This is a genomic window from Variovorax sp. DXTD-1, from assembly GCF_003984625.1.
Lineage (GTDB): Bacteria > Pseudomonadota > Gammaproteobacteria > Burkholderiales > Burkholderiaceae_C > Variovorax.
In genome coordinates this window covers 90,248-108,008 of the sequence record NZ_RWKH01000021.1, presented here as the reverse complement: position 1 = coordinate 108,008, position 17,761 = coordinate 90,248, and the positions used below count along the sequence as shown (strand labels likewise).

Genomic DNA, 17,761 nt, shown 5'->3' with positions numbered 1-17,761 from the left:
GACGCAAAGGAATCATCATGGCTACCAAGCAAAAAATCCGCATCCGCCTGAAGGCGTTCGACTACAAGCTGATCGACCAGTCGGCAGCTGAAATCGTCGATACCGCCAAGCGCACCGGCGCGATCGTCAAGGGCCCCGTGCCCCTGCCGACCCGCATGAAGCGTTTCGACATCCTGCGTTCGCCGCACGTCAACAAGACGTCGCGCGACCAGCTCGAGATCCGCACGCACCAGCGCCTGATGGACATCGTCGACCCCACCGACAAGACCGTGGACGCGCTGATGAAGCTCGACCTGCCGGCCGGCGTGGACGTCGAAATCAAGCTGCAATAAGTAATGCGGCCCCGTGCCGCATCTTGTGACAAAGCCCGACTGCAGAAATGCAGTCGGGCTTTGTTTTTTGTCGCGCAGATGTGGCATCCTCGCCAAGGCGGCGGCCTTCCTCGGCCGATACGTCGGCCGATCTGAGACGAAGGCAGTACAGCATGAGACACGGCAACTCTTTGGCGTCGGGTGCGATGGCATGTATCGCAGCAGCAGCGTTGCTGGTCGGCTGCGGTGGTGGCGGTGGCGGTGGCGGTGGAGGGGGTGGCGGTATTCCGTTCCTGCCTATCAGCCCCCCATCGGCGGGCGCGGTCACGCTGAGCGGCAAGGCCACTTATGAATCCGTGCCGAACCCGAGCGGCACCCTTGTTTATGCCAGCTCCGCACCAAGGCCCGTGCGCGGCGCCGTGGTGGAAGTGCTCAACGGGGATACTGCCGCGCAACTGGCCACGGCAACCACCGACGACAACGGCAACTATTCTGTGGCCGTTCCCGCGAACACGGCGCTTGCGGTACGCGTCAAGGCGCAGCTGTCACGCAGCGGCCCGGGTCCGAGCTGGGACGTGACGGTGCGAGACAACACCCGGTCCAGCGCGTTGTATTCCATGCAAAGCCCGACATTCTCATCGGGCAGCACGGCGCTGGTGCGCGACCTTCATGCGCCTTCGGGCTGGGGTGGTTCGAGCTACACCGAAGACCGGGTGGCGGCGCCTTTCGCCATCCTGGACACGGTCTACACCTCGATGCAGAAGGTGGTGTCGGTGGCGCCCGCGGCGGCTTTTCCGGCATTGCGCGTGTTCTGGAGCGCCAATAACGCACCGTCTTCCGGTCTTTTCGATCCCGCGACGGGCCGAATCGGCACCACGTTCTTCATCAGCAGAAGCAGCGGTCGCGAGATCTATGTGCTGGGCAAGGAAGACGTAGATACCGATGAATACGATGCTTCGGTCGTTGCGCATGAATGGGGGCACTACTACCAATCCGCCTTCAGTCGTGACGACTCGATGGGCGGCCCTCATTCGCAGAGCCAACTCCTCGATCGCAGGTTGGCCTTCTCCGAAGGCTGGGGCAACGCTTGGTCGGGCATCGCGCTCGAGCGCCGGAACTATGTCGACTCGGGTGGTCCGCAGCAGTCGGCAGCGCAGTTCAGCAGCAACATCGACCTTGTCGCAGGTGCTGCAACGACGCCGGGCTGGTTCCGCGAGCCGTCCATCCAGTCCGTTTTCTGGAATCTCAACCAGCAGGTCGGCTTCAAGCCCATCCACGACACGCTGACCAGCGCTCAGTTCAGGAGCGGCGCCGCGGTCACGTCGATTCATCCGTTCGCCGCTGCTTTCAATGCAGCGGCGCCGGCGAGCGCCGCATCGCTGGCCACGCTGCTCGCGGGGCAAGGCATCAACGCGGCTAACAACGACCCGTACGGAGGTGCGGAGACGAACGATGGCGGAATCGCGATCACGCTGCCCATGTACAGGCCCCTCGTGGTTGGCAGTCCGACGCAGGCTTGCGTTTCCAACACGGCCGGCAGCGACAACAAGCACGGCAGCTTTTCCTACCTTCGCTTCACAGCCCCGGCCAGCCGCAGCTACCAGATCGTCATCGACGGGGGGCCATCTGGCGCGAGCCCCGATTTCGACATCTTCAGTGGCGGATTGATTGCCCGGGAAAGCAGCACCGTCAGCCTGCCGTCGGGCGAGTACGTTCTAGCCGTATCGGACCTCAACAATTCCGGAGCGCAGACATGCTTCAACGTCTCTGTCCAGTAGCAGGAAAGGCCGCCATGAACAACCGTTCGACTTCCTTGATGGCAGCGGCATGCCTTGCTCTGGCGACGCTCTCGGCGCCGGCCGCGGCAGATGGCGAGCCTGGAATGCGCATCGCCAAGCACAAGCATCCGGCCATGCAGCAGCGCAGCGCCCCCCTGACGACGGCGCCGCAAAAGCCCGGCAGCTCCGGGGTCAAGCTTCAGTACCGCCTGGAGTCGACCCCGCAGTTGGGCCGCGCCACGGTTGTGGTTCTGCAATTCGATGGCGTGACTGCAACGGACGGTGCGACGGTCCGACTGGTTGCCGATAGCGGCCTCACCCTCCAGGGAAGCAGCACGCTCGCGCTGCCCGCGGGCAAGCGGTCCACGGCCACGGTTGCCGTGGTGAGCGAGGCCGAAGGCTTGGCCTACCTCAATGTGTTCATCACCCAGGACGGCGCCTCGAGCGCTGTTTCGATCCCCGTCCAGACCGGCGCGGTGGCGCCAACTCTCAAGTCCACCGGTGAAATGAAGTCCACGCCGGACGGCGACAGCATCATCACGATGCCTGTGAAATAAGCAAAAAACGGCCTGAACCGGGGCAAAAAGCCCCCTTGGACCGCCGTGCAACGCTGCTTGCATAGTGCCCGCATAGCGGGCTATAATCGCTGGCTCTGCCCTTGTTGCGTCCGTATGGATGCCGTGAGTGCGGAGATTTATCAACCTTCTTCCGCAAGCCGGGAAGCCTTCGGGCGATCGGCTAAACGCTGTTGCCAATTGAAGTGACAGCGGCGAAAGAGGATCCATTTTTGGAGAAAACAAATGAGTCTGAGCAACTCCCTCGGGTTGCTGGGCCGCAAGGTGGGGATGATGCGTCTCTTCACCGATGACGGGGACGCAGTTCCTGTCACGGTGGTGGATGTGTCCAACAACCGTGTGACCCAGATCAAGTCGCAAGAGGCCGACGGCTACGTCGCGCTGCAAGTGACGTTCGGTTCGCGCAAGGCTTCGCGCGTGACCAAGCCCCAAGCCGGCCACCTCGCCAAGGCGGGTGTCGAAGCTGGTGAAATCATCCGCGAATTCCGTGTGACCGCCGATACCGCAGGTCAGCACAAGGCTGGCGGCGTCATTGCCGCGAGCAGCGTGTTCTCCGTGGGCCAGAAGGTCGACGTGCAAGGCACCTCGATCGGTAAGGGCTACGCCGGTACCATCAAGCGCCACAACATGAGCTCGCAACGCGCGTCGCACGGTAACAGCCGTTCGCACAACGTTCCCGGCTCGATCGGCATGGCACAAGACCCCGGTCGCGTATTCCCCGGCAAGCGCATGACGGGCCACCTCGGCGACGTCACCAAGACGACGCAGAACCTCGATGTGTTCCGCATCGACGAAGCGCGTCAACTGCTGCTCATCAAGGGCGCGATCCCGGGCGCAAAGGGTGGCTTCGTCACCGTGCGTCCCGCCATCAAGGCCAAGCCGCAAGCGGCTGAAGGAGCGAAGTAATGCAACTCGAACTCCTGAACGAACAAGGCCAGGCCGCGTCGAAGTACGACGCCCCCGAGACCGTGTTCGGCCGTGACTACAACGAAGACCTGGTGCACCAGATCGTCGTTGCGTTCCAGGCCAACGCCCGCCAAGGCACGCGCGCCCAGAAGGACCGCGAGCAGGTCAAGCACTCGACCAAGAAGCCTTTCAAGCAAAAGGGAACGGGCCGCGCCCGCGCCGGTATGACGTCCTCGCCGCTGTGGCGCGGGGGTGGCCGGATTTTCCCGAACATGCCTGACGAAAACTTCTCGCAGAAGATCAACAAGAAGATGTACCGCGCCGGCATGGCCGCCATCTTCTCGCAGCTCGCTCGCGAAGGCCGTCTGGCCGTGGTGGATTCGCTGACTGTGGATTCGCCCAAGACGAAGCCGCTGGCAGCCCGTTTCAAGGCAATGAATCTCGAGTCCGTGCTCGTGATCGCCGAAGAAGTCGACGAAAACCTGTACCTTGCCTCGCGCAATTTGGTGAACGTTCTCGTGGTCGAACCCCGCTACGCCGATCCGGTGTCGCTGGTTCACTACAAGAAGGTGCTGGTCACCAAGGGTGCCGTCGACAAGCTCAAGGAGATGTTCGCATGAGCCGCGTGAACCCTACCGCCGCTGAACGTACGTTCGAAGAAGGCCGCCTGATGGCGGTGCTGGTCGCCCCGATCGTGTCCGAAAAGGCCACGATGGTCGGCGAGAAGTCGAACGCTGTCACTTTCAAGGTGCTGCAAGACGCCACCAAGCCCGAGATCAAGGCCGCTGTCGAACTGATGTTCAAGGTCGAAGTCCAGGGCGTGTCGGTGCTCAACACCAAGGGCAAGACCAAGCGCTTTGGCAAGTCCATCGGCCGCCGCGACAACGTTCGCAAGGCCTATGTGACCCTGAAGCCCGGTCAAGAGCTCAACCTCGTCGGGGAAGGCGCTTAATCATGGCCGTCATCAAGATGAAACCCACTTCGCCGGGCCAACGCGGCGCGGTGAAGATTTCGCGGGACCACCTGTTCAAGGGTGCTCCTCACGCGCCTCTGCTGGAGCCCCAGTTCCAGAAGGCCGGCCGCAACAACAACGGCCACATCACGATCCGTCATCGTGGCGGCGGTGCCAAGCACCACTACCGCGTTGTCGACTTCGTGCGCAACAAGGACGGCATCCCGGCCAAGGTCGAACGCATCGAATACGACCCGAACCGCACCGCCCACATTGCCCTGGTCTGCTACGCCGACGGCGAGCGCCGCTACATCATCGCCCCGCGCGGTCTTGAAGCCGGTGCAACGCTGCTGAGCGGTTCGGAAGCCCCGATCCGCGCCGGCAACACACTGCCGATCCGCAACATTCCGGTCGGCTCGACGATCCACTGCATCGAACTGCAGCCCGGCAAGGGTGCGCAGATCGCGCGTTCGGCCGGCACGTCGGCCACGCTGCTGGCTCGCGAAGGCGTCTACGCCCAGGTCCGCATGCGTTCGGGTGAGGTGCGCCGCATCCACATCGAATGCCGCGCCACCATTGGTGAAGTCGCAAACGAAGAGCACAGTCTGCGCCAACTCGGCAAGGCCGGTGTGAAGCGTCACATGGGTATTCGCCCGACCGTTCGCGGCGTGGTGATGAACCCGGTCGACCACCCGCACGGTGGTGGCGAAGGCAAGACCGGCGAAGGCCGCCATCCTGTCGACCCGTGGGGCAACCTGACCAAGGGCTACCGTACCCGTAACAACAAGCGCACGCAGGTCTTCATCGTGTCGCGCCGCAAGAAGTAAGGGATAGCAAATGACTCGCTCTCTCAAAAAGGGTCCGTTTGTTGACCATCACCTCGTGGCCAAGGCCGACAAGGCCGTGACGACGAAGGACAAGAAGCCGATCAAGACCTGGTCGCGCCGCTCGATGGTTCTGCCCGAGTTCATCGGCCTGACCATTGCCGTGCACAACGGCAAGCAGCACGTGCCTGTCTACATTACCGATCAGATGGTCGGCCACAAGCTCGGCGAATTTGCGCTCACGCGCACGTTCAAGGGGCACCCCGCGGACAAGAAAGTCCAGAAGAAGTAAGGAACGACCATGTCTGAAACACGTGCAGTCCTCCGCGGTGTCCGCCTCTCGGTCGACAAGGGCCGTCTGGTCGCTGACCTGATCCGCGGCAAGAAGGTTGATCAAGCGCTCAACGTTCTGCAATTCACGCAGAAAAAAGCCGCTGTGATCATCAAGAAGGTGCTCGAGTCGGCAATTGCCAACGCCGAGCACAACGATGGCGCCGATATCGACGAACTGAAGGTCAAGACCATCTACGTCGAACAGGGCGCAACGCTCAAGCGCTTCACCGCGCGAGCCAAGGGTCGCGGTAACCGCATCAGCAAGCCCACGTGCCACGTGTACGTGACGGTTGGCAACTAAGAACGCCTGGAAGAAATATGGGACAGAAAATCCATCCGACCGGCTTCCGCCTTGCGGTTACCCGTAACTGGTCCAGCCGCTGGTACGCAAGCGACCGCGATTTCGCGGGCATGCTGGCCGAAGACATCAAGGTTCGCGAATACCTGAAGAAGAAGCTGAAGAACGCTTCGGTGTCGCGCGTCATGATCGAGCGTCCCGCCAAGAACGCACGCATCACGATCTACTCGGCTCGTCCGGGCGTCGTGATCGGCAAGAAGGGCGAAGACATCGAGAACCTCAAGCGCGAACTGGGCAAGCAGCTCGGCGTGCCGGTCGCAGTGAACATCGAAGAAGTGCGCAAGCCCGAAATCGATGCCCAGCTGATCGCCGACAGCATCACGCAGCAGCTCGAAAAGCGGATCATGTTCCGCCGCGCCATGAAGCGCGCCATGCAGAACGCCATGCGTCTGGGTGCCCAAGGCATCAAGATCATGTCGGCTGGCCGCCTGAACGGCATCGAAATTGCTCGTACCGAGTGGTATCGCGAAGGCCGCGTGCCCCTCCACACGCTGCGCGCCGACATCGACTACGGCACCTCGGAAGCCAAGACCACCTACGGCGTCATCGGCGTCAAGGTCTGGGTCTACAAGGGCGACACGCTGGGTCGTAACGACCTGCCGGCCGTCGAAACGCCGCGTCCCGATGAAGAGCGTCGTCCGCGTGGTCCCCGCCGTGATGGCCGCCCGGGTGGCGACCGTCCGGGTAGCGACCGTCGTGGTCCCGGCCCTCGCGCCGGTGCCCGTGGCCCGATCGGTGGCAACACCGCACCGGCCGACGGCAGCGACAAGCCCGCAGAAGCTACTGGCGCAGCCCCCGCTGCTCCGGGTGCAGACTCGAAACCCGCCGTTAAGCGCGTCCGCAAAGCCGCGCCAGCTGCAGCAGCTGACGGTGCCAAGACCGAGTGATCGGTCTTAGAACTACGGAGTATTAAAAATGCTGCAACCTGCACGCAGAAAGTTCCGCAAGGAACAAAAGGGCCGCAACACCGGCATCGCAACCACGGGTAACTCGGTTGCGTTCGGTGACTTCGGTCTCAAATGCACCGACCGCGGCCGCCTCACGGCGCGCCAGATCGAAGCCGCTCGCCGCGCGATTTCGCGTCACGTGAAGCGCGGTGGCCGTATCTGGATCCGCGTGTTCCCGGACAAGCCGATCTCTACCAAGCCCGCCGAAGTGCGGATGGGTAACGGTAAGGGCAACCCCGAGTACTACGTCGCTGAAATCCAGCCTGGCAAGATCGTGTTCGAGATCGTCGGCGTGCCCGAAGAACTCGCCCGCGAAGCGTTCCGCCTGGCCGCCGCCAAGCTTCCGCTGCGTACGACGTTCGTCGCTCGCCAGCTCGGCGCCTGAGAGGAGAACATCCATGGCAACACGTAAGAAAAAAGAAACCGCGGCTCCGGCCAAGGTGACCAAGGCTGCAACCCTGCGCACGAAGGACGTCGCAGGCCTGCAAGCTGAAATCAAGGACCTGCAGAAGGCCCATTTCGGTCTGCGCATGCAGAAAGCCACGCAGCAGCTGTCGAACACCTCGACGCTGCGCGTGACGCGCCGCGACATCGCGCGCGCCAAGACCATTCTTGCTCAGAAGCAGCAAGAAACCCAAGCCGCCAAGTAAGGAGTGAACATGACGGAAGCTAAAAAATCCCTCAAGCGCACCTTGATCGGCAAGGTGGTCAGCGACAAGCGTGCCAAGACCGTGACCGTGCTGGTTGAGCGCCGTGTGAAGCACGAGCTCTACGGCAAGATCGTGGCCAAGACGAGCAAGTACCACGCCCATGACGAAAAGGGCGAGTACAAGCTGGGCGACACCATCGAGATCACGGAAAGCCGTCCGATCTCGAAGACCAAGAACTGGGTCGTGACCCGTCTGGTCGAGAAGGCCGTGCTGGTCTGATCGCTGGTTGATCTGCATCGGGAAGCCTTCTTGAAGGCAACCCAAACCGAAACGGCCCACAATGTGGGCCGTTTTTCTTTTTCAGGAGCATCTAGATGATCAAAGTCGGCGACACCCTTCCTTCGGCAACCCTGCAGGAATATTCCGAGGTCGAGGGCGAAGGCTGCAGCATCGGCCCGAACCCGGTGGACGTGAGCAAGGCCACGGCCGGCAAGACCATTGCGCTGTTCGCGCTGCCGGGCGCCTTCACGCCCACCTGCTCGGCCAAGCACGTGCCCGGCTATGTGCAGCACTTCGACGATTTCAAGGCCGCCGGCGTGGACGAGATCTGGTGCGTGAGCGTGAACGACGCATTCGTGATGGGCGCCTGGGCGCGGGACCAGAAGACCGGCACCAAGGTGCGCATGCTGGCCGACGGCAGCGCCGATTTCGCCAAGGCGACCGGCCTCACGCTCGACCTGACCGCCCGCGGCATGGGCCTGCGCAGCAACCGCTATTCGATGCTCGTGAAGGATGGCAAGGTCGCGGCGCTCAACGTTGAAGCGCCGGGCAAGTTCGAGGTCAGCAACGCCGAGACGCTGCTGGCGCAAGCCCGCGGCTGAGCAACTAGAGATCGACCTTGAGGTAGTGCGCGCCCGCAATCGGGTTGTGATAGTAGGGCGGCACTTCCTCGAAGCCCAGGTCTTCATAGAGCGCCCGGGCCGATTCCATATCGTCCAGCGTGTCGAGCAGCACGCAGGCATAACCCGCGCCGCGCGCCGCGTCCAAGATGGCTTCGGCCAACTGGCGGCCGACACCCAGTCCGCGAAAGCCGGGCCGCACGAACAGGCGCTTCATTTCGGCGGCATTCGCGTAGTCGGCATTGTCGAGCGGGCGCAGGGCGCAGCAGCCGGCCACGTGCGCCAGCGTTCCGTTGGGGCGCATCAGAGTGGGCGCCTGTTGTCCCGCCGCTTCCTTGATATGAGCCGCGTCGACCAGGGCCAGCAGCAGTGCACCGCGCGGCTCCGCGTAATCGCCCGGAAGCGTGGCAACTTCTTCTTCGAAATTCTGGAAGCACAGGTCGATGCCCAGCGAAGCCGCGTAGTCGCGAAAGATCGCGCGTGCCGCATCGAGCTCATCGGCTTCGTCGGGCGCGAGGAGCACGACGGCCGGCGTGTCGGCCAGCGGCAGGGGGCGTGAAACCGAAAAGCTCATATGCGCAGCGATGCAACCCAATACGCCACGCCCGCGCACACCGCGAACAGAACCAGCGCGAGCCCACGGGAGGCGGCGTCGTCCCGGCTGGGTGCCACCTGGCCGCCGGCCGGCCTGATCAGCTTGTCGCCCGACACCATGGGCCGCACCAGCCGATGCCGCTTGACCAACACATAGAACAGCACCGCCAGCACATGGAGGCTGACCAGCGCGATCACGATCGTTTTTCCCTGTGCCTTGTGCCAGCCGGTTGCAAGGCTCACCATCTCGCCCGACACAAAGCGCGTGAGCGGGCCTGCCGCGGAAATCTCATCGTCCGCCACCAGCCCGGTGGCAACCTGAAGAGCCAGCACCGCGAGAACGGCAAAGACCGAGAGGGCGCCAAGCGGTGTGTGGCCGATCACGTGGTCCGGATGGGCCCGCCCGCGAAGATAGGCGATGACGGACCCCGGCCCGTAGAAGAACGAGGCAAAGCGCGACCAGCGTCCGCCCACGAAGCCCCACAGCAGGCGAAACATCAGCAGGGCGAGCACAACGTAGCCCAGGCGGAAGTGCCATTCCATGACGCCGCCAAGTCCGGTGCCGATCAGGCCGATGACTGCACCGCTCAATGCCCAGTGAAAAACACGCGTTGGCAGATCCCAGATGCGCGCCCGCACAGGGGTGTCAGGCGCTGCGGCACGCATGGCGGCCACGGAGGAGTCGGTCATCGAAGAGGAAAAGTGCGCAAAAACTGCGGAAGGCGCAGATTAGCAAAGTCTGGGCCGCCGCATGCATCGGGTTGTTGCTATGCAGGCGGCAAGGCCGCCCCTACACTCGGCGCGGCGCCGCTTTCGATGGCGCGGAACCAACTACAAGGACCCCCGATGATTCGACTTGCTTCGTTTGCGCTGGCCGCTGTCTGCGCCGCGATTTCCCTGCCGGCCTCGGCCCAGTTCGCAAAGCCTGAGGATGCCATCAAGTACCGCCAGAGCGCGCTGTTCGTGATGGGCCAGCATTTCAGCCGCATCGGCGCCATGGCCAATGGGCGTGTTCCGTTCGACGCGGCGGCCGCAGCGGCCAATGCCGACATCGTGGCCGAAATGGCCAAGCTGCCTTGGGCAGCCTTCGGCGCCGGTACCGAGGGCGGCAAGAGCAAGCCCGAGGTCTGGAAGGAAACCGCCAAGTTCAAGGAACACCAGGACAAGATGGTTGCCGAAACCGGAAAGCTGGCGGTCGCCGCCAAGGCCGGCAATATCGACGCGCTCAAGGCCCAGTTCGGCGCCACCGCCGGCAGCTGCAAGGCGTGCCACGACAGCTTCCGCAACCAGTGAGCTTCAGGCCTCCGCGAGCAGTTTCTCGATCAGCTTGTGGAGCTCGGCGAAATCGGGCTCGCCCACATAGCGCTTCACGATTTCGCCCTTCTTGTTGACCAGGTAGGTGGTGGGCGTGAGCCTCACGTCCCCCCAGGCCTGCGCCACGCTGCCGGTGTTGTCGATGGCCACCTTGAACGGCAGCTTGCGCGTTTCGGCAAAGTTGACGACGTAGCTCGGCGGGTCGTAGCTCATGGCCACGGCCAGCGTGTCGTAACCCTTTGACTTGTATTTGTCATAGGTCGCAATGACCTTCGGCATCTCGGCCACGCAGGTCACGCAACTCGTGGCCCAGAAGTTGACCAGGGTGACCTTGCCCTTCAGGTCGTCGGTGCTCTTCTTGCTGCCGTCCAGAAGCACGAAGGTCGATGCCGGTGCCGCCGTGGCGCCGGAGCCGAAGTACACGCCCACGCCGGCGGCCATTGCAAGGACGACTGCTGCGGCGGCGATGTATTTTTTCATGGCTACTGAAAGAGGAGGGCGGCACGATTTTAGTTCCGCCGGGCCGATCGCGCTGGAGCTTGCCTCGGGCGGCTCGATAATCGCTCTCCGATGCCGTCGCCCGTTCCCCGCCCCTGGCCTGCGCTGTTTGCAGCCACCGCCGCCGTTGCGCTTGCCGCCTGCAGCCCGACCTTCAATTGGCGCGAGACGCCGATTGCCGATGCCGGCCTGGTCGCGCTGCTGCCCTGCAAGCCAGATCGCGCCCAACGCGCCTTGCCCCTTGGCGCCGAGTCCGTCCAGGTCGATATGGCAGGCTGCGAAGCGGGCGGCGCGACCTTTGCCATTGCCCATGCATCCGCCGACAGTCCCGAGCAGGCCGAGACCTGGCTCACGGCATGGCGCGCGGCCACCCGGAGCCAGTTGGGCAATGCGCAGGTGACGGAAGCGCCAGCAACACTGAAACGCGCCACAGCGGCGCCCGCGCCGGTAAGGCTCGACGCCCAGCCCCCGCAGCAGGGCGCGGCCCCCGTCCACGTCCTCTGGTTTGCCCAATCGCAAAAAGACGGCCGCGTTTCGCTCTACCAGGCCACGGTGCTTGGGCGGCCCACCGCGCCCGACGCGGCGACGACCTTTTTCGACGGCCTGCGTCTTCCGTGAACGCCACGAGCTCCCTGAACGGCGGCCTGCTCGCCGGACGGCGGCGGATTGCCACCGTTTTCCTGGCCTTTGCCGTCGCCTACTTTTTCTCGACGCTGGTGCGTGCCATCACCGCCACGCTCTCGCCGACGCTCACCGCCGAGTTCGAACTCGAGTCGCGCGATCTCGGCCTGCTGGCCGGCGGCTACTTCCTGGGGTTTGCGTTCACGCAGCTTCCCATGGGCACCTGGCTTGACCGGCACGGCCCCAAGCGGGTGATCGTCTGCTTCCTCGCCGTCGCGGTCATCGGCTGCCTGCTGTTTTCCGCGGCGACCAATTTCCCGCTGCTGCTCGCCGCGCGCGTGCTGACCGGGGTCGGCGTGAGCGCCTGCCTGATGGCGCCGCTCACCGGCTACCGCCGCTGGCTGACCCCGCCAATGCAGCTGCGCAGCAACTCGTGGATGCTGATGGTGGGCTCCTTCGGCCTCGTCGGCGCCACGCTGCCGGTGCACTGGCTGATGCCGCTGCTGGGCTGGCGGCCGCTGTTCTGGCTGCTGGCGGCGGGCATCGTGGTGTCGATGGCGCTGATTGCCTGGGCTGCGCCCGCCTGGCATGGCGAGAGCGCCGCCGATCCAAGCAAGGCGGCGGGGAACGGCAGTGAATCGGCGCAAGGCGGATACGCCGCCGTGTGGCGCGACCCGTTTTTCCGCAAGCTCGCGCCGGTCGGTTTCTTCAACTACGGCGGCTTCGTCGCCATGCAGACCCTTTGGGTGGTGCCCTGGCTCACCCGCGTGGCCGGCTACACGCCGCAAGAGGCGGCCGGTGCCCTGTTCTGGATCAGCATCGCGCTGCTGGCCACCTACTGGCTCTGGGGCGTGACCAACCCAAGGCTCGCGCATCGCGGCATTCCGGCGACCCGGCTTTTGACTTGGGGCATGCCGCTCGCGATGCTCGCACTTGCTCTTGTTTTGATAGCTGGCCCCGCCGCGGGCACCGTCGCGTGGATCTGCTTTCTGTGCATTTCCACGGTGGTCACGCTGGCCCAGCCCGCCGTGGCACTTGCCCTGCCACCCGCCCTCGCGGGGCGCGCGCTGTCGGCCTACAACCTGGTGGTTTTTGCGGGTGTATTCGTCGTGCAGTGGGGCATCGGCCTGCTGATCGACCTGTTTGCCCGCGCCGGGCTCGACACCGTCGACTCCTTCCGCGCGGCCTTGGCCGTTTTCCTGGCCTGCTGCGTTATGTCGTATACCTACTTCCTTTGGGCGCCCCCGCATAATCGGCGCGTAGTTCCCGGACCCGCATGAACAGCATTCTCATCATTGCCCACTCACCGTTCGCGCAGGCGCTGCGGCGGTGCGCGTTGCATGTGTTCCCCGATTGCGAGCAAGCCGTGGTCGCTCTCGACGTGCTGCCCAACGTGTCGCCCGAAGAAACGCTGGCCGCGGCCCGCATCACGCTCGAGCAGCAGCTCAATACCCCGCGCTCGCAGGTGCTGGTGCTGGCCGACGTATTCGGCGCAACGCCCTGCAACGTGGCCCAGAAGCTGGTGGACGGCGTCCGCTCGCGGCTGGTGGCGGGCGTCAACCTGCCGATGCTGCTGCGGGCGGTAACCTATCGCCACGAGCCGCTCGAAACGCTGGTGCAGCGCGCCATCGCGGGCGGCACGGCCGGTGTCATGCAGGTGGCGGTGGCCGCACCCCAGAACCAGGCGAAGAGAAAGCACAGTGATCAAGAAATCCGTGACCATCAGCAATAAGCTGGGCTTGCATGCACGCGCATCCGCCAAGCTCACCAAGCTCGCAGGCAGCTTTCCCTGCGAGGTGTGGCTCTCGCGCGGCGACCGCCGCATCAATGCCAAGAGCATCATGGGCGTCATGATGCTCGCCGCCGGGCTCGGCTCCACGGTCGAGCTCGAAACCAACGGCGAGCAGGAGGAAGAGGCCATGGACGCCATCGTCCAGCTGATGAACGACAAGTTCGGCGAAGGCGAATGACCTTCGCAGTCCACGGTCTCCCCGTCGCCCGTGGCATTGCCATCGGCCGCGCGGTGCTGGTGGTGTCGAGCCGCATCGACGTGGCCCACTACTTCATCAAGCCCGAAGAGATCGAGACCGAGATCGATCGCGTCCGTACGGCGCGCAACGCGGTGGCCGACGAGCTCGCCAAGCTGCAGACCAGCGTCGCGCAGATGGGCCCCAACGACGCGCCGCACGAGCTTGCGGCCCTGCTCGAAGTGCACCAGATGCTGCTGCAGGACGAGGCGCTCACCGGTGGCGTGAAGCACTGGATTACCGACCGCCTCTACAACGCCGAGTGGGCGCTGACCACGCAGCTCGAAATCATCGCGCGCCAGTTCGACGAGATGGAGGACGAGTACCTGCGCGAGCGCAAGGCCGACCTCGAACAGGTGGTCGAGCGGCTGCTGCACCGCATGAAGGGCACGGCCGCGGTGCTCGCGCCGAGCCCGCCGCGCCGCAAGCGCCCCGCCGCCGAGGACGACGACGACCCGACCGCGGGCGACGGCATCGACGCGCCGCTGGTGCTGATTGCGCACGACCTGTCACCGGCCGACATGCTCCAGTTCAAGAAGAGCGTGTTCGCCGGTTTCGTGACCGACGTGGGCGGGCGCACCTCGCACACGGCCATCGTCGCGCGCAGCATGGACATTCCGGCCGTGGTGGGCGCGCGCACCGCGAGCCAGCTGGTGCGCCAGGACGATTGGGTGATCATCGACGGCGATGCCGGCGTGGTGATCGTCGATCCTTCGCCCATCATCCTGGCGGAGTACGGCTTCAAGCAGCGCCAGGGCGACCTCGAGCGCGGCCGGCTCGCGCGCCTGCGCCACAAGCCCGCGGTGACCCTCGACGGCCAGCGCGTCGAGCTGCTCGCCAACATCGAGATGCCCGAGGACACCGTGGGCGCCATGAAGGCCGGGGCGGTCGGTGTCGGGCTGTTTCGCAGCGAGTTTCTTTTCATGGGCCGCGAGTCGCAGCGCCAGACCCGCCTGCCCGACGAAGAAGAGCAATACCAAGCTTACAAGCGCGCGGTCGAGGGCATGCAGGGCATGCCGGTCACCATTCGCACCATCGACGTGGGCGCCGACAAGCCGCTCGACGGCAAGGCGGGCATCAAGCAGGAGCACCTGAACCCCGCACTGGGCTTGCGTGCCATTCGCTGGAGCCTGGCCGATCCGGCGATGTTCCTCACGCAGCTGCGCGCCATTCTTCGTGCGGCGGCGCACGGCGAAATCCACCTGCTGATCCCGATGCTCGCGCATGCCAGCGAGATCCGCCAGACGCTCTCGCTGATCGAATTTGCGCGCACCGAGCTCGACAACCGCGGCGCCGTGTACGGCAAGGTCAAGCTCGGCGCGATGATCGAGATTCCCGCCGCCGCGCTCACGCTCAAGACCTTTCTCAAGTACTTCGACTTTTTGTCGATCGGCACCAACGACCTGATCCAGTACACGCTGGCCATCGACCGCGCCGACGAGGCCGTGGCCCATCTCTACGACCCTGCCCACCCGGCAGTGCTGAAGCTCGTGGCCGACACGATTGCCGAATGCCGCAGCCAAGGCAAGGGCGTGGCCGTGTGCGGCGAAATGGCCGGCGACGTGGCCTTCACGCGGCTCCTGCTCGGGCTTGGATTGCGCAGCTTCTCGATGCATCCCTCGCGCATCCTCGCGGTCAAGCAGGAAGTGCTGCGCGCCGACACCGGCAAGCTCGAAGCCTGGGCCAAGGGCGTGCTCGAGTCGGACGACCCGGGAGCGGCCTTGGCAGGCTGAGCCGCGCGCGGTCTTCCTCCAGAAACACCGAGGAACCGGCTTTGCCGGGCCTCTGGTGTTGCCCCCGGTAGGGGGAGGGAGAAGCGACACGAAGTGCGCGAAGCCTGGGGGCGAGCCAATCCTTTAGCGAAACATAACGAAACATGCCGAAACTCCGGTGAAAGGACTTGTCGCGCCGCGGCAAGCACCATCAGGTCTCCTCTTCCACAACAGAAAGGCCTGATCATGAAAGCTCTCTCCCTCACCCAGATCGTCACTGTCGGCTCCTTCGCTTTGCTCGCCGCCGCCGGCGCCAAGGCTGAAACCTACGAAGGCGTCCAGCCGCTCGCCTCGGCCAAGAGCCGCGCCGAAGTCAACGCCGAAGCGGTGCGCACGGCTTCGGCACCCGACCAGAACGTGGTGCGCGGCTCGCGCGGCGCCGAGACCATGGCCACGTCGAGGGACCGCGCCGGCGTTGTCTTCGAAGCCATGCGCACCGCCGCTGCACCCGACCAGAACGTGACCTCGGGCTCGCGCGTGAACAGCAAGGTCATCTCCACCCTGCAGAACCCGCTCGATGCGCGTGCCGCAGCCGCCGGCAACAGCAACAAGCTTTAAGACCCCGCCGCTGGGCATCCCCTGGGGCCCGCAAGGAACATCATGAAACACTGGATCAAACGCACTCTCTTCGGTTTTGCCGGCCTTGCAGTCGTGGCTGGCAGCATTGCCGGCTGCGCCGGCCACCGGCACGGCTGGGGCAGCGGCGACAGCGCCGAGTTCCGCACCAAGATAGTCGAGCGTGTCGGCAGCAAGCTGGAACTCGATGCCACGCAAAAGCAGAAGCTCACCGTGCTGGCCGAGAAGCTGCAGGCGCAGCGCCAAGCCATGCGCGGCGCAGGCGGCGCGGGAGATCCGCGTTCGCAGTTCAAGGCGCTGTTTGCGGGCAACAAGCTCGACCAGGCCGGTGCGGCGCGGCTCGTCGACGAGAAGACCACGGCCGTGCGCAACGGCAGTCCGGAAATCATCGCCGCCGCCGCTGATTTCTTCGACAGCCTGAACGCCGCGCAGCAACAGAAGGTGCGCGACTTCATGGATCGCGGCGGCCGCCGTTGGGGCCATCGTGGCTGAGCTTGATTCACCCTCGCTCTTCACGCACTTCGTGTCGCCTCGCCAAGCTCCTTCCAAGTGGCTGCATCTGTGGGCCGGCGAAGCTGGTTCCGCGGTGTCTCGCGAACAGGCGGTTTCGGGCGGCGTGCGCACGCTGCTGCGGTTAGAAGGCGCGGTCGTGCTGGCCGCGGCGGTGGCGGCCTACGCGCAGTTCGGCGCGGGCTGGGGCATGTTCGCGCTGTTGCTGCTCGCGCCCGACCTCGCGGTGCTCGGGTACGTTGCGGGCCCGCGCGTGGGCGCGGCGCTCTACAACGCGGCCCATTCGTACGCCGGCGCGGTGGCGTTGCTGGTGCTCGGTGTGCTGGCCGCGATGCCATGGGCCGTGGCCGGCGGCCTGATCTGGTGCGCGCACATCGGCCTGGACCGGGCGCTCGGCTACGGGCTCAAGTACGGCTCCGACTTTGGCGCCACGCACCTGGGCCGCATCGGGCGGGCCGATCCGTGGTGAGGCCCACACGATGGCGCGCACCACCGCTGGCAATGCAAACAGAAACGACGACAGCGGCGGTGCGATGCCCGCAGGCCTGATCGTCAGCCAATTGTTCGCCAGGAGGCACAATCCCGCCATGCCGCGCATCCTGCTGATCGACGACGACGAACACCTCGCCGCGCCGCTGACCACCTACTTCGCACGCTTCGGCTGCACGCTCGAAAGTGCCGCCCGCCCGAGCGAAGGGCTGGCCATGCTGCGTGCGGGCCACTACGACGCGGCGATCCTCGACGTGATGCTCCCCGAGATGGACGGCTTTGCACTGTGCCGCGAGATCCGCAAGGAAAACGACATTCCCATCGTGATGCTCACCGCGCGCGGCGAGGTGATGGACCGGGTGGTCGGCCTGGAGCTTGGCGCCGACGACTACGTGCCCAAGCCCTTCGAGCCGCGCGAACTGGTGGCGCGCGTGCAGACCATCCTGCGGCGCCAGCGCAGCACGACGCCTGCTGCGCCTAATGGCAACGGCGCGCAGCACCGCGTGTTCGACGGCCTGTCGATCGACCTCGACCGGCGCCAGGTGCTTCGCCACGGCGAGCGCGTGGAACTGACCGGCACCGAGTTCGAACTGCTTGCGCTGCTCGCGGCCGAGCCCGGCAAGGTGTTCAGCCGCGACGACATCCTGAACCGGCTTCGCGGCCACGAAGCCGAGCTCTACACGCGCGCGGTCGACATCGTGGTGAGCCGCTTGCGCAAGAAGCTCGAGCCGCTGGACTGCATCAAGACGCTTCGCAACGCCGGTTATGCCCTGGCCGTGGCGCGCAGCGAGCCCGCATGAGAACTCGCCGGAGAGGCTGGCGCAATG

General features: G+C 65.0%; 27 protein-coding genes. 24 read left to right on the top strand and 3 right to left on the bottom strand.

Translation table 11 applies throughout. The features are described 5' to 3' along the window. Positions 1 to 17 precede the first annotated feature (17 nt). From rpsJ to EJI00_RS19505, 14 genes are all read left to right on the top strand, one after another. Entirely contained in the window at positions 18 to 332 is a 315-nt protein-coding gene (gene rpsJ, locus EJI00_RS19570) for a 30S ribosomal protein S10 (protein ID WP_007838118.1), read from the top strand. A gap of 152 nt (positions 333 to 484) precedes the next feature. Then, positions 485 to 2,089 carry a hypothetical protein gene (locus tag EJI00_RS19565; protein ID WP_126749154.1) on the top strand — a complete coding sequence of 535 codons (1,605 nt, stop codon included), beginning with the start codon at positions 485 to 487 and terminating at the stop codon, positions 2,087 to 2,089. 14 nt (positions 2,090 to 2,103) lie between these two features. Beyond that, entirely contained in the window at positions 2,104 to 2,646 is a 543-nt protein-coding gene (locus tag EJI00_RS19560) for a hypothetical protein (RefSeq protein WP_126749146.1), read from the top strand. Positions 2,647 to 2,889: 243 nt separating this feature from the next. After that, positions 2,890 to 3,570 (top strand): 50S ribosomal protein L3, encoded by a 681-nt coding sequence (gene rplC, locus EJI00_RS19555; protein ID WP_126749145.1) that lies wholly within the window; start codon positions 2,890 to 2,892, stop codon positions 3,568 to 3,570. Next, positions 3,570 to 4,190 (top strand): 50S ribosomal protein L4, encoded by a 621-nt coding sequence (rplD, locus tag EJI00_RS19550; RefSeq protein ID WP_028259871.1) that lies wholly within the window; start codon positions 3,570 to 3,572, stop codon positions 4,188 to 4,190. The genes rplC and rplD overlap by 1 nt, the downstream gene beginning before the upstream one ends. Continuing rightward, on the top strand, positions 4,187 to 4,522 hold the full coding sequence (gene rplW / locus EJI00_RS19545) for a 50S ribosomal protein L23 (protein WP_007838129.1): 336 nt from the start codon (positions 4,187 to 4,189) through the stop codon (positions 4,520 to 4,522). Before rplD ends, rplW begins: the two co-directional genes overlap by 4 nt. Before the next feature lie 2 nt (positions 4,523 to 4,524). Further along, on the top strand, positions 4,525 to 5,349 hold the full coding sequence (gene rplB, locus EJI00_RS19540; protein WP_015867666.1) for a 50S ribosomal protein L2: 825 nt from the start codon (positions 4,525 to 4,527) through the stop codon (positions 5,347 to 5,349). A gap of 10 nt (positions 5,350 to 5,359) precedes the next feature. Then, a complete protein-coding gene (gene rpsS, locus EJI00_RS19535; protein ID WP_007838132.1) occupies positions 5,360 to 5,638 on the top strand; it encodes a 30S ribosomal protein S19 in 279 nt (92 codons plus the stop codon). 9 nt (positions 5,639 to 5,647) lie between these two features. Further along, complete coding sequence (rplV, locus tag EJI00_RS19530) at positions 5,648 to 5,980, top strand: 50S ribosomal protein L22 (protein ID WP_007838134.1); 333 nt, start codon at positions 5,648 to 5,650, stop codon at positions 5,978 to 5,980. A 17-nt stretch (positions 5,981 to 5,997) separates the two neighbouring features. After that, positions 5,998 to 6,924 carry a 30S ribosomal protein S3 gene (rpsC, locus tag EJI00_RS19525; protein WP_028259872.1) on the top strand — a complete coding sequence of 309 codons (927 nt, stop codon included), beginning with the start codon at positions 5,998 to 6,000 and terminating at the stop codon, positions 6,922 to 6,924. Between the two features lie 28 nt (positions 6,925 to 6,952). Further along, positions 6,953 to 7,369, top strand: coding sequence for a 50S ribosomal protein L16 (gene rplP, locus EJI00_RS19520; protein WP_007838137.1), 417 nt, complete (start codon positions 6,953 to 6,955; stop codon positions 7,367 to 7,369). 55 nt (positions 7,370 to 7,424) lie between these two features. Continuing rightward, positions 7,425 to 7,634: a 50S ribosomal protein L29 gene (rpmC, locus tag EJI00_RS19515; RefSeq protein ID WP_026284221.1), complete on the top strand. Its 210-nt coding sequence runs from the start codon at positions 7,425 to 7,427 to the stop codon at positions 7,632 to 7,634. Positions 7,635 to 7,643: 9 nt separating this feature from the next. Beyond that, positions 7,644 to 7,913 (top strand): 30S ribosomal protein S17, encoded by a 270-nt coding sequence (gene rpsQ / locus EJI00_RS19510; RefSeq protein WP_015867662.1) that lies wholly within the window; start codon positions 7,644 to 7,646, stop codon positions 7,911 to 7,913. A gap of 95 nt (positions 7,914 to 8,008) precedes the next feature. Next, positions 8,009 to 8,515 carry a peroxiredoxin gene (locus tag EJI00_RS19505; protein WP_126749144.1) on the top strand — a complete coding sequence of 169 codons (507 nt, stop codon included), beginning with the start codon at positions 8,009 to 8,011 and terminating at the stop codon, positions 8,513 to 8,515. A 4-nt stretch (positions 8,516 to 8,519) separates the two neighbouring features. Here EJI00_RS19505 and EJI00_RS19500 read toward each other — a convergent pair whose 3' ends face one another. Continuing rightward, positions 8,520 to 9,107, bottom strand: a complete 588-nt coding sequence (locus EJI00_RS19500) for a GNAT family N-acetyltransferase (RefSeq protein ID WP_126749143.1) — start codon at positions 9,105 to 9,107, stop codon at positions 8,520 to 8,522. Then, positions 9,104 to 9,817: a cytochrome b/b6 domain-containing protein gene (locus tag EJI00_RS19495; RefSeq protein ID WP_126749142.1), complete on the bottom strand. Its 714-nt coding sequence runs from the start codon at positions 9,815 to 9,817 to the stop codon at positions 9,104 to 9,106. The genes EJI00_RS19500 and EJI00_RS19495 overlap by 4 nt, the downstream gene beginning before the upstream one ends. Before the next feature lie 156 nt (positions 9,818 to 9,973). Between EJI00_RS19495 and EJI00_RS19490 the strand changes: the two genes are divergently transcribed. Continuing rightward, positions 9,974 to 10,420, top strand: coding sequence for a c-type cytochrome (locus EJI00_RS19490; protein WP_126749141.1), 447 nt, complete (start codon positions 9,974 to 9,976; stop codon positions 10,418 to 10,420). Between the two features lie 3 nt (positions 10,421 to 10,423). Here the strand turns inward: EJI00_RS19490 and EJI00_RS19485 are convergent, their stop codons facing one another. Beyond that, the gene (locus EJI00_RS19485) at positions 10,424 to 10,921 is read right to left on the bottom strand and encodes a TlpA disulfide reductase family protein (RefSeq protein WP_126749140.1); all 498 of its coding nucleotides are present in this window, start codon (positions 10,919 to 10,921) and stop codon (positions 10,424 to 10,426) included. Between the two features lie 90 nt (positions 10,922 to 11,011). Between EJI00_RS19485 and EJI00_RS19480 the strand changes: the two genes are divergently transcribed. The 9 genes from EJI00_RS19480 to EJI00_RS19440 all read left to right on the top strand — a co-directional run bounded on the left by EJI00_RS19480 (position 11,012) and on the right by EJI00_RS19440 (position 17,734). Continuing rightward, on the top strand, positions 11,012 to 11,557 hold the full coding sequence (locus EJI00_RS19480; protein ID WP_126749139.1) for a hypothetical protein: 546 nt from the start codon (positions 11,012 to 11,014) through the stop codon (positions 11,555 to 11,557). A gap of 14 nt (positions 11,558 to 11,571) precedes the next feature. Further along, positions 11,572 to 12,840 (top strand): MFS transporter, encoded by a 1,269-nt coding sequence (locus EJI00_RS19475; protein WP_126749153.1) that lies wholly within the window; start codon positions 11,572 to 11,574, stop codon positions 12,838 to 12,840. Continuing rightward, positions 12,837 to 13,292 carry a PTS sugar transporter subunit IIA gene (locus tag EJI00_RS19470; RefSeq protein WP_126749138.1) on the top strand — a complete coding sequence of 152 codons (456 nt, stop codon included), beginning with the start codon at positions 12,837 to 12,839 and terminating at the stop codon, positions 13,290 to 13,292. The genes EJI00_RS19475 and EJI00_RS19470 overlap by 4 nt, the downstream gene beginning before the upstream one ends. Further along, complete coding sequence (locus tag EJI00_RS19465; RefSeq protein ID WP_126749137.1) at positions 13,261 to 13,530, top strand: HPr family phosphocarrier protein; 270 nt, start codon at positions 13,261 to 13,263, stop codon at positions 13,528 to 13,530. The genes EJI00_RS19470 and EJI00_RS19465 overlap by 32 nt, the downstream gene beginning before the upstream one ends. Further along, entirely contained in the window at positions 13,527 to 15,320 is a 1,794-nt protein-coding gene (gene ptsP, locus EJI00_RS19460; RefSeq protein ID WP_126749136.1) for a phosphoenolpyruvate--protein phosphotransferase, read from the top strand. The genes EJI00_RS19465 and ptsP overlap by 4 nt, the downstream gene beginning before the upstream one ends. Positions 15,321 to 15,545: 225 nt before the next feature. After that, a complete protein-coding gene (locus EJI00_RS19455) occupies positions 15,546 to 15,917 on the top strand; it encodes a DUF4148 domain-containing protein (RefSeq protein ID WP_126749135.1) in 372 nt (123 codons plus the stop codon). A gap of 42 nt (positions 15,918 to 15,959) precedes the next feature. Continuing rightward, a complete protein-coding gene (locus tag EJI00_RS19450) occupies positions 15,960 to 16,427 on the top strand; it encodes a Spy/CpxP family protein refolding chaperone (RefSeq protein ID WP_126749134.1) in 468 nt (155 codons plus the stop codon). A 94-nt stretch (positions 16,428 to 16,521) separates the two neighbouring features. Continuing rightward, positions 16,522 to 16,914, top strand: a complete 393-nt coding sequence (locus tag EJI00_RS19445) for a DUF4260 domain-containing protein (protein WP_260590784.1) — start codon at positions 16,522 to 16,524, stop codon at positions 16,912 to 16,914. A gap of 118 nt (positions 16,915 to 17,032) precedes the next feature. Then, entirely contained in the window at positions 17,033 to 17,734 is a 702-nt protein-coding gene (locus EJI00_RS19440; RefSeq protein ID WP_165442118.1) for a response regulator transcription factor, read from the top strand. Positions 17,735 to 17,761: the final 27 nt, after the last annotated feature.